This is a genomic window from Marinobacter sp. KM021, from assembly GCF_050707965.1.
In the GTDB taxonomy this organism is placed as follows: Bacteria; Pseudomonadota; Gammaproteobacteria; order Pseudomonadales; family Oleiphilaceae; genus Marinobacter; species Marinobacter shengliensis.
Genome location: NZ_CP136129.1, coordinates 207,011 through 220,167, shown reverse-complemented (window position 1 = coordinate 220,167; position 13,157 = coordinate 207,011). Strand labels below are relative to the sequence as shown.

The window sequence follows — 13,157 nt, the reverse complement described above, 5'->3', positions numbered from 1 at the left end:
TGCAATTAACCAGCAGTTTTAAGCAGCTGGGCAACGCGATCGCTTGCCTGGGCGCCCTGGCCCAGCCAGAAATCAACGCGCTCACGATTTACACGCAGACGCTCTTCCTGGCCGCGGGCAACCGGGTTAAAGAAACCAACACGCTCAATGAAACGGCCGTCACGGGAGTTACGGCTGTCAGTGACTGTCAGATGGTAGAACGGGCGCTTCTTGGAGCCGCCACGAGCCAAACGGATTGTTACCATTTCGACCAATATCCTGTTCTGTTGTACGAACTTTGTACGATTCTCACCATGCCGACTGGCGGCTGACGAGAAGACCCATACTCGAAAGGGGCGCTATTCTATGCCAAAAAAGCGCCAATGAAAACAGGGAAACGCTCGGTTTCCCCATTTTATATGTAAGGCTTTTTACATACGGCCGAACGGGGGCATGCCACCACCACCGCCGCCGGGCGGCATCATACCACCAAGACCACGCATCATGTTGGCCATTCCGCCTTTCTTGCCAAATTTCTTCATCATCTTCTGCATCTGCTTGTGCTGCTTCAGCAGTCGATTCACATCCTGTATCTGGGTGCCGGAGCCGGCGGCAATGCGGCGTTTGCGGGAGTTGTTGATCACATCCGGGTAACGGCGCTCCTTGGGCGTCATGGAGCAGATGATGGCTTCCATCTGGCCAACCGACTTGTCATTGACCTGCTGCTGCGCCATCTGGGCCATCTGCCCCATGCCCGGCAACTTGTCCAGCAGGCCGCCAATGCCACCCATGTTCTTCATCTGCTGGAGCTGGTCGCGAAAATCCTCCAGATCAAACCCCTTACCCTTCTTGATCTTTTTGGTAAGTTTCTCGGCCTTCTGTTTATCCAGCTTGCGCTCGGCCTCCTCAATAAGGGAAAGCACATCCCCCATACCCAGAATGCGGGAAGCAACACGGTCCGGATAAAACGGCTCCAGAGCATCAGATTTCTCGCCAACACCCAGGAACTTGATCGGCTTGCCAGTAATATGGCGCACGGACAGCGCCGCACCACCCCGGGCATCGCCATCGGTCTTGGTCAGTACCACACCGGTCAGCGGCAGGGCATCGTTGAACGCCTTGGCGGTATTCGCGGCATCCTGACCGGTCATGGCATCAACCACGAACAGGGTTTCTACCGGGCTCACGGCCTTATGCAGCCGCCCGATCTCGCCCATCATCTGCTCGTCTACGTGCAGGCGACCGGCGGTATCGAGAATGACCACATCGATATGCTTGCGCCGCGCCGCCTCTATGGCACCGTTCGCAATGTCCACGGGGTCCTGCTCGGTGGTGCTGGGAAAAAACTCGACACCCACCTCACCGGCCAGGGTCTCCAGCTGCCGGATGGCCGCCGGCCGATAAATATCGGCACTGACCACCATCACGGACTTTTTCTGACGCTCTTTAAGGAAACGGGAGAGCTTGGCGACCGTCGTGGTTTTACCGGCCCCCTGCAAACCAGCCATCATGATCACCGCCGGCGGCCGGGTAGACAGGTTGAGGGATTCATTCCCCTCGCCCATCACACGCTCCAGCTCCTGCTGGACAACCTTTACAAACACCTGACCCGGCGTGAGGCTGCGCTGGACTTCCTGACCAATAGCCCGCTGCCGGACACCTTCGATGAAATCCTTAACCACGGGCAGCGCGACGTCTGCTTCCAGCAGCGCCATACGAACTTCGCGAAGCGTGTCTTTGATGTTGTCGTCGGTCAGGCGTGCCTGGCCGGAGATCTTGCGCAAGCTACCGGATAGCCGGTCCTGGAGGTTCTCAAACATGTTGCTCTTCCGTACCCCGGAGAAATTGTTCACACAAATCAAGAAGCCAGCCCGGGCTGCTTGATTCCTGTTGCATAATCGCGACATTATACCCAGACTACGGAGCCTCTGAACAACTCCGTGCCCGCTTTCATTACAAGGCAACACACTAAGGATGTCATGGGAACGCTGATTCTCGCGGTTACCGCACTCTTTCTTTACAGCGTTGGAACCGCCCTGCAGGCTCTGCATTTCAGGGGGCGGGTACAGAGTAATCTGGCCATCACCACCCTGATTGGCGTCCTGGCACTGATTGCCCATGGCCTGCTGATTGCCCAGACCGTGCACATGGATGGCGGCTTCGATTTGAGCTTCTTCAAAAGTTCCGTGCTCATATCCTGGCTGATCGTGTTTCTGTTGTTGGGGCTGAACCTGACCAAGCCGGTCGCAAGCCTGTTCCTCGGAGCCTACCCAATCGCGGCACTGACGATTGTGATGACGCTGATCACCCACACCCCCTCCCGCCTTGTGCCAGACCAGAGCTATGGCATGCTGTCGCACATTGCGCTGTCAGTGACAGCCTACAGCCTGTTCACCCTGGCGGCCATTCAGGCGGTACTGCTGTACTTCCAGAACCGGCAGCTCAAACACAACTACAACAGCTTGCTGGTCCGCAACCTCCCGCCACTGCAAACCATGGAGTCCCTGCTGTTTGAAATGGTCTGGGCGGGCGTTGTTCTGCTGGTGCTGGCCATTGTGACTGGCGCAGTCTTTATCGAAGACCTGTTCGCCCAGGACCTGGCCCACAAAACGCTGTTCTCCATGCTCTCGCTGATGGTGTTTATTGGCCTGCTGGTAGGCCGCTACACCAAAGGATGGCGGGGAATGACCGCCAGCCGCTGGACGCTGGCCGGGTGCGCCTTGCTCATGCTGGCATTCTACGGCAGCAAATTCGTGCTGGAACTGCTGTTCCAGAGAGGCGGCTGATCGCCCGAATCGCTTGACACCACAAACCAACACACCCTATTTTCCACTCTTGTCGTCAATATAAGGGCTTTTCTTTTGAACGAAACATCGCTGACGGCGCTGTTCATTCTTCTTGTCGGCCTGATTATCCTGTCGGGCTTCTTCTCAAGCTCAGAGACGGGAATGATGTCCCTCAACCGGTACCGCCTGAAACACATGGCGAAAACCGGCCATAAAGGCGCACGCCGCGCCCAGAAACTCCTGAACCGGACCGACCAGTTGATTGGCGTTATCCTGATCGGCAACAACTTCGTCAATATCTTTGCCTCGGCCATCGCCACGGTGATCGCCATCCGGATCTGGGGCGATGCCGGCATCGCTATCGCCACCGTACTGCTCACCATCGTTATCCTGATCTTTGCCGAAGTTACCCCGAAAACACTGGCGGCCCTGTTCCCGGAGAAAATTGCTTTTCCCGCCAGCTACGTACTCAGGCCGCTGTTGAAGATCCTCTACCCGCTGGTGTGGGCCGTCAACCTGTTCACCACCGGCATTTTGCGTCTGCTCGGCGTATCTTCAGCCCAGGCCACAGAGGACCACCTGAGCCGGGAAGAACTCAGAACAGTTGTTAATGAGGCCGGCGCACTGATACCCGCCAAGCATAAAGACATGCTGGTAGGCATACTGGACCTGGAAAAAGTGACCGTAAACGACATTATGGTGCCCCGCAACGAAGTGGCGGGCATCGACCTGGACGACGACACGGACACCATCATTCGCCAACTCCGAAGCAGCCAGCACACTCGCCTGCCTGTGTATAAGGGAGACATCAACAACATTCAGGGAATACTACACCTGCGCAGTGCCGCCAAACTGCTGCAGGAGCCGGAGATAAACAAAGCTATGGTGATGCAGTTAAGCCAGGAGCCCTATTTCATCCCGGAAAGCACCCCCCTGAACACTCAACTCCTCAATTTTCAGAAAGGCCGCCGCCGCTTTGGCATCGTGGTGGATGAATACGGAGAGGTTCTGGGCCTGGCCACACTGGAAGACATCCTTGAAGAGATTGTGGGCGAGTTCACCACCGATTACTCCGCCACCTCACAAGACATCATTCCACAGGATAACGGCACCTACATCATCGACGGCGGTACAGCGGTCAGATCCATCAACAAGACCCTGGGTTGGAAACTGCCCACCGACGGTCCGAAAACCCTGAACGGCCTGATCACCGAAACCCTGGAAAACATTCCGGAAACCAACGTCTGCCTCAAAGTGGGTGGCCATCGGGTGGAGGTGCTACAGATCAAGGACAACGTGGTGAAAGCGGCGATTGTGCACCCCAAACGCCTCGGCAAACGGTCTCGGCCGGCCCTGGAACCCCGCCCGGCTCGGTGAACCGGACACGGCCGATGAGGCCGGCTTTTTGAATGACGTCCCAGGTTAGCGTTTATTCATGTTAATCCAACCAAAAATGCGCTAAATTTAACCAATAATTCAGAATAGAAGAAGAGCAAGCTCGGTCATGTATCCGGTTGAGGCGTAAACAGGAGTCGGCCATGAACAAGCAGTCCGGCATACATTACCTCCGCGAACACCGGGAAGCAGCCAGCTCCCGGCCGGTTCCTGCGGAGGTAACCCGTATCCGTGACACGGTTGTCGCGGGATTGGGAGATTTGCTGCAAGGGGCTTTTGACGCTGTCGATGATTCACTCTTCGAACTGGCGAATAATGCCCGTAGCAATAACGAGCAAAACCGGTATTTTGAAGCGATGCGGGAAATCCGCATAAAGCGCAAAGGGGTTGAGCGGCATTTCCAGAACGCCGTTGCCCAGTTCTTTGCCAACCCACCCCACGCCGGACAACTGCAAACGCCGGACGCCACCCAGCAGGCAAGTGCAGACACCCTGTCGCTGGTCGGCAATGATGACCTGGAAGAACAGGTTGCCCTGAATGCCATGATCACCAAGGCCAAGGCGCACTTCCAGGGGCCCCTGATTCAGCTGCAGGCAAGATTCACCGAAGTGTACCCGGACGCCACTGAAGAGGTGCCGGTTAACCCAATGGCACCGGAACACCTGTGCAGCGCGTTCACCGAGGCCATCCAGGCGCTGGAGATCCAGATTCGGGAGCGGCTGATCGTTCTCAAGCAGTTTGATCGCTACGTGGTGTCCAACCTGGGCATGCTGCTGGATGAAGCCAACCGAATACTGATTCAGGCCGGCGTCATCCCCAACTTCCGATTCCACGGCAAGGCTGGCCAACAGCAAAAAGCCTCAGGCAAGCCAGCCCAGGGCGAAGCGCCCAAGACCGTAGGCGGTGAAGCCGCCGCTTACGAGCAGAGACCTGAAGACACCGCCCTGTTTGATCAGATTCGCCAGATGCTGGCGCTGCAGAGGGCCAATTCAGGCCTGCCTCCACGTAGCGCGGACCCGGCCCTGCGGGTAGTCGGAGGACCTGAACTGGCAGATATGCTCAATTCCCTGCCTAGCTACGACAACCTTCAGGACAGCGAAGATCTAAGCACCGGCAAACCGGTGGAACTGGATCTCCGGCAGATCGTGCAGCAATTGCTGGCAAGAGCCGAAGGCCAGGATGGACGCAAGCCAGCACTGAATGAAGTAGACGAAGACCTGATCAACCTGGTCTCCATGCTGTTCGAGTTCATACTGGATGACTACAACCTGTCTGCTCCGGTACAGGTACTGATCAGCCGGCTGCAAATTCCGATATTGAAAGTGGTCATCAAGGACAAGAGCTTTTTCAGCAAGGCTACCCACCCGGCCCGCAAACTGCTCAACTCCCTTGCCCGCGCCGGTATTGGCTGGAGTTCCAGTGATGAAAAAGCCAGAGACAAGCTCTATGGCCAGATTCATAACGTCGTGCAGCGAATTCTCAACGAGTTTGACGGCGATGTCGCCCTGTTTGAAACCCTGAACCAGGAGTTCGAACAGTTCCTGGAGCGCGAAAACCGCAAGGCGTCTCTGGTGGAACAACGTACCCGGGAGTCTGAACGGGGCCGCATCAAGTCCCAGAAGGCCCAGGAAGCGGTCGACCGGCTGATCAAAGAAAAAGTCTCCCGATACCGCCTGCCCGAGCCGGTTCACGATATTCTGATTAATGGCTGGAGCCGGGTCATGTTTCTCGCCTACCTGCGTGACGACACCGAGCACCGCTGGCACGAGACGGCCCGGGTGGTAGACGACCTGATCTGGTGCCTGCATCCCCACGAGGAAGACGAAGAACGAGATCAATGGGTCAGGGTTGTTCCTGCCTTACTCAAGACACTCCGGGCCGGGCTGGAGGAAGTGTCTTACAACGCTTCTCGTCTGGACCAGATGATGGGGCAGCTTAAGCACGAACTGGCGGAAGCCTTCCGCACCAATGCGGCCATCGAGGCACGCCAGGACAGCCCTGAAGAGATCGAAGAAGAAGCGCCCACCGTGCATCAGACCGCCGTTGAGCGCCAGCAGGAACTGGAAGATGCTGCCATTGCGGAGTATGTAGCGAAGCTGGATGACATCGAGATCGGCAACTGGGTCGAGTTCAAGCTGGTCAACGGTACCAGCTTCCGATGTAAACTGTCTGCGGTTATCGAAGAGGCCGATTGTTTCGTGTTCGTCAATCGCATGGGCCTGAAGGTGATCGAGAAAACCAGGGTGGAACTGGCCCACGAAATGCGCCGGGGCCGCCTGACGCTCCTGGAACAGGGCGCCCTGATTGACCGTGCCTTGAATGCCGTCGTGGGCAACCTGCGCACCAAAACCGCCTGATTGCGATGTCAGAGCCAGGCCTTCGACCTCCGTCGATCCCGGCGTCCTATCGGCTGGTTCTGGCCATATCCCTGGCCCTGACAGTGCACACCTTGCTACTGGCCGGGCTTCCTTCACCCCTGAGGGAAGCCCGGGAGTTCAGTCATCGCCTGGTGTTTACCCTCCAGTCCCCGGCCTCCGAAACCAGCACCGCATCCAGCCCCAACGCCGCTGAACCACAACTCCCGAGGCATCCGGATTTTACCGTTGAGGCCCCTGAGCAAATAACGACCGACTCAGCAAACCGACCCGTTGCCGAGCCTGGCTCGACCCAAACCGCACAGCCCAGCCCAGAGCCAGCAGCCAGAACCGGATCCAGCCGACCCCGCTCACAACAGCAACCTGCCAGCCCTGAATCGGCGGCCTCCACACCGTCAACCTCAACCACCACAGATGAGCCGGAAGAAATTCAGCGGATAGCCCTGTCGCCGTCAGAGCAGGACCCATACCTGATTCTGCTGGCCACCCATCTGGCAGAACAATTGGAGCGGCAGCGGGTGCCTGCGATTGCGGGCCTGCAGGAGACACTCACCATGGAACTGGAACTCAGGCTTCTCGACAATGGCGCCCTCACCCGGGCACGGGTTGTGGCGTCGACAGGCATTCAGGGGATTGATGATGCAGCGTATCGTGCAGCGCTCGCTGCCAGCCCCTATCCGGAGCCAAAAGGAGAAGAGCGGGACCGCTTCGAGGTAAAGCTGGTGTTCACCCCGAAGCGCCGCTAAAAAAACTCAGGCTTCGGCTTGCTTGACCGCGTCTTTAACCGCCTTGGCCAGCTCACCGCTCTCGGACATTTCCAGAACGATGTCGCAACCGCCCACCAGCTCACCACCGATGTAAAGCTGCGGATAGGTCGGCCAGCTTGAGTAGACTTTGAGGGCCTCGCGCAGCTCCTGGTTATCCAGAATGTTCACGAACGCAAACCGCTCACCGCACGCCATCAGAGCCTGAACGGTACGGGCGGAGAAACCGCACTGCGGTGCCTGCGGAGTGCCCTTCATGTAAAGAATGACCGGATTCTCTTCGAGCTGGCTCTTGATGGTTTCATTGATATCCATGAACTCATACCTCTGGTTGAAGTCAGGTTTACCGTTACACGGCATTTAGCCGCTATTGTACACGGCTGGTCGATTAGCCACCAAACCGATGTGTTTGACCCAGAGCAACCACCCCACCCCCGGCGTTGTTTTACGGATTGTGAAGGGCTAGACTTGATGCCCTTTTCAGATGCAAACCGTACAGCAGTTTCCTTGAAACAGGGGCCTTTCATGGCGGCAAGACATTTTCTGACCCTGAACGACATGACAACCAGTGAGCTGGAACAGCTCCTTGATCATGCGTCCAGGCTTCGTAAAGAGTGGCATGCGGGTAAAACCCGGGATTCCCTGAAAAACCGGGTATTGGCGATGATCTTTGAAAAGTCGTCCACCCGCACACGGGTTTCCTTTGAAGCGGGCATGACCCAGCTCGGTGGCACCGCCATGTTCCTGTCACCCCGGGACACCCAGCTTGGCCGGGGCGAGCCCATCGAGGACTCTGCCATCGTGATATCCAGCATGGTGGATGCGGTGATGATCCGGACCTTTGCCCACGAAACCGTTGAGCGCTTTGCCTCGGCTTCCAGCAAGCCGGTGATCAACGCCTTGACCGACGAATTCCACCCGTGCCAACTGCTGGCGGATATGCAAACCTATCGTGAACATCGAGGCAGCATCCGCGGAGCTACCGTTGCCTGGATTGGTGATGGCAACAATATGTGCCACTCCTACATCAACGCGGCGGCCCAGTTCGATTTTCATCTGAACGTGGCTTGCCCGGAAGGGTATGAACCAGACAGCAACCTGCTGAAAGCCCACAGTGATCGCGTAACTGTGGTCAGGACACCAGAAGAGGCTGCAAAGGGCGCCAACCTGCTGGTCACCGATGTCTGGGCCTCCATGGGTCAGGAAGACGAACAGAAGGCCCGGGAGAAAGCCTTCCAGGATTACCAGATCAACCCGGCGTTGATGTCTGTGGCCGCCAAGGATGCCCTGTTCATGCACTGCCTGCCTGCCCACCGTGGCGAGGAGATTTCCGCCGACATGATGGAACACCCGGGTTCAGTGGTGTGGCATGAAGCGGAAAACCGCCTGCACGCCCAGAAGGCCCTACTCGAGTTCCTCATTCTCAATCGCCTGGACTGATCCATGCCTGAATCTTTGCTGCCACCGGCCGACTGGCTGCTGGAAGTCAACAACCTGTCCTGCGGCTATGGCGGCGACTCTGTCGTTAAAGACGTCAGTTTCGCCCTGAGCCATGGCGACATCGGCTGCCTGCTCGGCCCTAGCGGCTGTGGTAAAAGCACCATTCTCAGAGCCCTGGCCGGGTTTCTGCCGCTGAACAGCGGCGAAATCCAGCTCCAGTCCCAGGCGATCAGCCTTCCCGGGCGCACCCTGGCTCCCGAGAAACGCCGTATCGGCATGGTGTTTCAGGATTACGCCTTGTTCCCCCACCTGACCATTGCCGATAACGTCGGGTTTGGCCTGAGGAACATGAACAAGGCCGAACGCCGCCAGAAAGTTATGGAACTGCTCCACCTGGTTCATCTGCAGGACCTGGCAAACAACTACCCCCATGAGCTATCCGGCGGCCAGCAACAGCGGGTTGCCCTGGCCAGGGCATTGGCGCCAGAGCCAACGCTTATTCTGCTCGATGAGCCGTTCTCGAACCTGGATACCGACCTTCGTCGCCGGCTGAGCCTGGATGTGCGGGATATCCTGAAAACACTCGGCATCAGCGCTATCCTCGTCACCCATGACCAACAGGAAGCGTTTGCCATGTGCGATCAGGTGGCGGTGCTCAAAGACGGCACCCTGCAGCAATGGGACGTACCCTACAACCTGTATCACGAACCCGCCAACCGCTTCGTAGCCAGCTTTGTTGGCCAGGGCGGCTTCATTCCCGGTACCGCCCTGGGGCCGGACACCATTGAATCCGAACTGGGCGTTATCCACGGCAACCGGGCCTATAAATGGAAGCCGGGCACGTTACTGGACGTTCTGATTCGCCCGGACGACATCGTCTACGATGAGCACTCCGACCTGAAACCCATAGTGGTGGAGAAAACCTTCGCAGGCACTTCAACCCTGTATCGGTTCCGGTGCTCAGAAGATACCGAATTCGAGGCCCTGTTCCGAAGCCACCTGGACTTCCACATGGGCGAACACGTGCCGGTGCGTGTCGAAGCCGATCACCTGATTGCCTTCGAACGCACCAGTTGAGAGTGCGGGTCAGTTGTTGCAGACCCGCTCGACTGCATCCAGCCAGCCTGCATACAGCGATTCCCGAAGCGCCGGCTTCATATCCGGCCGGAATTGCCGCTCGCACTCCCACATATCGGAAATCCGCTCCAGGCTTTCGAACACCCCGGTCTGTAGTCCTGCCAGATACGCCGCGCCCAGGGCGGTGGTTTCTGTTACCTTTGACCGATCAACGGTCACGTTCAGAATGTCACAGAGAAACTGCATTACCCAGTCGTTTACCGCCATGCCGCCATCTACCCGGATCGACTCCAGGCGCGCGCCATCGTTGCGAATGGCCCTCACCAGGTCCTTGGTCTGGTAACACACCGACTGCAGTCCAGCGGTGACAATCTCAGCAATACCGGTATCACGAGTAAGTCCCAAGATAGCGCCCCTGGCATTCGGGTCCCAGTGGGGAGCCCCCAACCCGGTGAACGCCGGCACCAGATAAACCGGGTTATCCACACCCACCGTTTCGGCATGGCCTGCCGACTCGCTGGCATGGGTAATCAGGCGCAAACCGTCCCTGAGCCATTGCATGGCGGCGCCAGCAACAAAAATACTGCCTTCGATGGCATAGCATGGTTTCCCGTTTAGCCGGTAAGCCATGGTGGTCAGTAACCGGTTTTCCGAACGCAGGGCTTGGTCACCGGTATTAAGCATTAAAAAACAGCCCGTTCCGTAGGTGCTCTTGGCCATACCAGGCTCAAAACAAGCCTGGCCGATCAGCGCGGCATGCTGATCACCGGCAATGCCCGCCACCTTGACCGGTGCCCCAAGCCAATCCGCGTGGGTATCGCCATATTCATCGGCACAGTCGAGCACTTCTGGCAACAACGCTTTGGGCACCCGAAAAAGCGCCAGCAGGTCATCGTCCCAGTCCTGATTATGGATATTGAACAGGGCCGTTCGTGATGCGTTGGTGGCATCGGTGTAATGGGACTGACCATTGGTCAGGTTCCACAACAACCAGGTATCGACGGTACCAAACGCCAGCTCACCGGCTTCAGCTCGCTTGCGGGCACCCTCCACATTGTCCAGCAGCCAGGCAACCTTGGTGGCAGAAAAATAGGGATCAATCAGCAGGCCTGTGCGTTCAACCACCAGGGCCTCATGGCCATCCGACTTGAGCTTGGTGCACAACGAAGCGGTACGGCGATCCTGCCAGACAATGGCATGGTGGATCGGCTCGCCGGTCTCACGGTCCCATACAACCGTCGTTTCCCGTTGATTGGTAATCCCGATGCCGGCCAGGTCAGACGCCTGGACACCGGCTTTTTCCAAAGCCTCGCGACACACCGCCAGGGTGCTGTCCCATATCTCCACGGCGTCATGTTCAACCCAGCCGTCTCGGGGAAAATACTGGTGAAACTCCTGTTGGGCGACCGCCACCTGCGTACCCCTGGCATCGAAAACGATGGCCCGGGAGCTGGTGGTACCCTGATCAATGGCAAGCAAATAGCGGGACATTCAGATCTCCTTTTTTCAGGAGAGTCTACCAGCCCGAGAACATTCCGAGTGTGAATAACCACCATTGGCGGGAAATTTTGCATAAAAAAAGGGCCGGATAAATCCGGCCCTCAAATGACGAATGAAACAAGGAAAGTTCGTAAGAACTACAACCTCAAAAGTCATCCCTTACGCTGTCTATTCTTACTCCGGGAGCCGCCGTATTCAGTAGTTATTCTGTAGAGCTTTGTTACATCAGGTGAGGTCGTGAGCACTGGCTCACAAAATGGCGTCATCCGGCTTACGTCTTGGCCAGACCAGGCTAAACCGTGCGCCTCCAAGCTCGTCACTGCGCCCGACAAATGCCTGGCCGCCATGCCAGTAAAGAATGCGCCGTACGATAGACAACCCCAGGCCATAGCCACCCGAGGTTCGGGTGCGGCTGTCATCCAGCCGGGCAAAGGCGGTGAACACCTTCTCCCAGTCCTGCTCGGGGATCCCCGGGCCGTCGTCTTCCACGTCAACCCGGCAGTTGTCCTCGTCAAGATGGCAGTTCACCAGCACCCGGCCAGCAGCATACCGGCCTGCATTACCCACCAGATTCTGGATAGCCCGGTGGATGTACCTGGGCTCCACATCCGACAGGGCCCAACGCTCGGATTCCTCATCTATACGACACTCAATCCGGATCTCCGGGCGGATCATCTGTTGTTCAGAAACCACTTGCCGAACAAGGTCGGTTACCGAGTCCTCACGCAAGCTGAACACCGGCCCACCCTGCTCCAGGCGGGCGTAGGTCAGTATTTCATCAATCAGCTCATCGAGCTCCTGGATATCACCATCGATACCGTCCAGTTGCTTCTCGAGAACTTCCGGGCTGCTTCCGGATTCGATCATCTGGACACCAAAGCGAATTCGGGCTACCGGGGTGCGCAATTCGTGGGAAACGGCGTGGATCATTTCCCGCTGAACCTGAACCAGCCGCTGTATGTGCTCCGCCATACTGTTAAACGAACAGGCAAGCCGCGACACCAGTGTGCCATCCTCAGACTCCACCCGGGCGCCCATTTCGCCACGGCCAATACGCACCGCCACAGATTCCACCTTCCTGAGATGGCCATCGACAAACCTCATGGCCAGAAACAGTGCGGCCGCCAGCACCGAGCCCACCACGATGCCAAGCAGCACAATCATTGGCCAGGCCCAGGGATTGAACGGTGACGGCATGCGAACAACAACCAGATCACCTTCCTCAAGGCGCAGCAGCACCTGGGTGTTTCGGGTGCCCTGCTCATTGAAAACCACCAGCCCCGTGTTGGCGATGTCTTCAATAACGTCCTGATTGGGCAGCGCCTGCAGGTCCTGTACCGGTTCAACACGCACGCCCAGGGCCTTCGCCAGTTGCGCGGCAACATCGGCCCGCTGCTCAGGGTTCACCGTTTCCAGATGCCATCGAACCACCAGGGCAACTGCCTGGGCCATTTCCCGGTATGGTTGCTCAAGGCGCAGGCTGACGAGGCCACCCTCGAAAGAGCGAACCAGATAACGAAACCCAACATCGGTACGCTGCGCCACCACCTGCCCATACCCCAGCCGCTCGATGGCCACTTTGTCCAGATCGAACTGTTCCGGCGGGCCAGAGCGCAGATCGAACAGGGACGGCATCCAGTGATACTGCCTTGTGGGCGCGGGCGTCGCCGCCAGCCAGCGCATCAAGGGGTCCGCGAAACGTTCATGCCAGAATTGATGACGAACGGAGTTGATACCGTTGAACAGAAGAACACACAGCAGAATCACCAGCGCGGTGACACCGGCCAGGCGAGCATAGACTGTCAGGAAAAATTTCAGGGACATTGGGCCTACCCTGGTAA

Annotated in this window: 11 protein-coding genes; 6 read left to right on the top strand and 5 right to left on the bottom strand. The window is 57.6% G+C overall.

What is annotated here, in order from left to right:
- Positions 1-5: 5 nt before the first annotated feature.
- Both rpsP and ffh read right to left on the bottom strand, forming a co-directional pair.
- Positions 6-245: a 30S ribosomal protein S16 gene (gene rpsP, locus RVM24_RS01135; protein ID WP_058091782.1), complete on the bottom strand. Its 240-nt coding sequence runs from the start codon at positions 243-245 to the stop codon at positions 6-8.
- A gap of 165 nt (positions 246-410) precedes the next feature.
- Positions 411-1,799 (bottom strand): signal recognition particle protein, encoded by a 1,389-nt coding sequence (gene ffh, locus RVM24_RS01130; protein WP_072677908.1) that lies wholly within the window; start codon positions 1,797-1,799, stop codon positions 411-413.
- 159 nt (positions 1,800-1,958) lie between these two features.
- Between ffh and RVM24_RS01125 the strand changes: the two genes are divergently transcribed.
- From RVM24_RS01125 to RVM24_RS01110, 4 genes are all read left to right on the top strand, one after another.
- Positions 1,959-2,765 (top strand): cytochrome C assembly family protein, encoded by an 807-nt coding sequence (locus RVM24_RS01125; protein WP_431474825.1) that lies wholly within the window; start codon positions 1,959-1,961, stop codon positions 2,763-2,765.
- A gap of 75 nt (positions 2,766-2,840) precedes the next feature.
- The gene (locus tag RVM24_RS01120; RefSeq protein ID WP_431474824.1) at positions 2,841-4,142 is read left to right on the top strand and encodes an HlyC/CorC family transporter; all 1,302 of its coding nucleotides are present in this window, start codon (positions 2,841-2,843) and stop codon (positions 4,140-4,142) included.
- Positions 4,143-4,303: 161 nt separating this feature from the next.
- On the top strand, positions 4,304-6,517 hold the full coding sequence (locus tag RVM24_RS01115; protein ID WP_106693494.1) for a DUF1631 domain-containing protein: 2,214 nt from the start codon (positions 4,304-4,306) through the stop codon (positions 6,515-6,517).
- Positions 6,518-6,522: 5 nt separating this feature from the next.
- Positions 6,523-7,281 (top strand): TonB family protein, encoded by a 759-nt coding sequence (locus RVM24_RS01110; RefSeq protein ID WP_431474823.1) that lies wholly within the window; start codon positions 6,523-6,525, stop codon positions 7,279-7,281.
- A 6-nt stretch (positions 7,282-7,287) separates the two neighbouring features.
- Here the strand turns inward: RVM24_RS01110 and grxD are convergent, their stop codons facing one another.
- Positions 7,288-7,614, bottom strand: coding sequence for a Grx4 family monothiol glutaredoxin (gene grxD, locus RVM24_RS01105; RefSeq protein WP_061332302.1), 327 nt, complete (start codon positions 7,612-7,614; stop codon positions 7,288-7,290).
- 210 nt (positions 7,615-7,824) lie between these two features.
- On the opposite strand from grxD, the gene argF reads away from it, so the two are divergent.
- Together argF and RVM24_RS01095 are read left to right on the top strand one after the other, a co-directional pair.
- Positions 7,825-8,739, top strand: coding sequence for an ornithine carbamoyltransferase (gene argF, locus RVM24_RS01100; protein WP_431474822.1), 915 nt, complete (start codon positions 7,825-7,827; stop codon positions 8,737-8,739).
- A 3-nt stretch (positions 8,740-8,742) separates the two neighbouring features.
- Positions 8,743-9,816, top strand: a complete 1,074-nt coding sequence (locus tag RVM24_RS01095; protein WP_431474821.1) for an ABC transporter ATP-binding protein — start codon at positions 8,743-8,745, stop codon at positions 9,814-9,816.
- A 9-nt stretch (positions 9,817-9,825) separates the two neighbouring features.
- On the opposite strand, the gene glpK is transcribed toward RVM24_RS01095, so the two are convergent.
- Positions 9,826-11,307, bottom strand: a complete 1,482-nt coding sequence (glpK, locus tag RVM24_RS01090; protein WP_431474820.1) for a glycerol kinase GlpK — start codon at positions 11,305-11,307, stop codon at positions 9,826-9,828.
- Positions 11,308-11,565: 258 nt separating this feature from the next.
- Entirely contained in the window at positions 11,566-13,140 is a 1,575-nt protein-coding gene (locus RVM24_RS01085; protein WP_286922229.1) for an ATP-binding protein, read from the bottom strand.
- Positions 13,141-13,157: the final 17 nt, after the last annotated feature.

Coding starts and splice junctions, on each gene's coding strand:
- rpsP (WP_058091782.1), bottom strand. CDS start 245: ATGGTAACAATCCGTTTGGCTCGTGGCGGCTCCAAGAAGCGCCCGTTC.
- ffh (WP_072677908.1), bottom strand. CDS start 1,799: ATGTTTGAGAACCTCCAGGACCGGCTATCCGGTAGCTTGCGCAAGATC.
- RVM24_RS01125 (WP_431474825.1), top strand. CDS start 1,959: ATGGGAACGCTGATTCTCGCGGTTACCGCACTCTTTCTTTACAGCGTT.
- RVM24_RS01115 (WP_106693494.1), top strand. CDS start 4,304: ATGAACAAGCAGTCCGGCATACATTACCTCCGCGAACACCGGGAAGCA.
- RVM24_RS01110 (WP_431474823.1), top strand. CDS start 6,523: ATGTCAGAGCCAGGCCTTCGACCTCCGTCGATCCCGGCGTCCTATCGG.
- grxD (WP_061332302.1), bottom strand. CDS start 7,614: ATGGATATCAATGAAACCATCAAGAGCCAGCTCGAAGAGAATCCGGTC.
- argF (WP_431474822.1), top strand. CDS start 7,825: ATGGCGGCAAGACATTTTCTGACCCTGAACGACATGACAACCAGTGAG.
- RVM24_RS01095 (WP_431474821.1), top strand. CDS start 8,743: ATGCCTGAATCTTTGCTGCCACCGGCCGACTGGCTGCTGGAAGTCAAC.
- glpK (WP_431474820.1), bottom strand. CDS start 11,307: ATGTCCCGCTATTTGCTTGCCATTGATCAGGGTACCACCAGCTCCCGG.
- RVM24_RS01085 (WP_286922229.1), bottom strand. CDS start 13,140: ATGTCCCTGAAATTTTTCCTGACAGTCTATGCTCGCCTGGCCGGTGTC.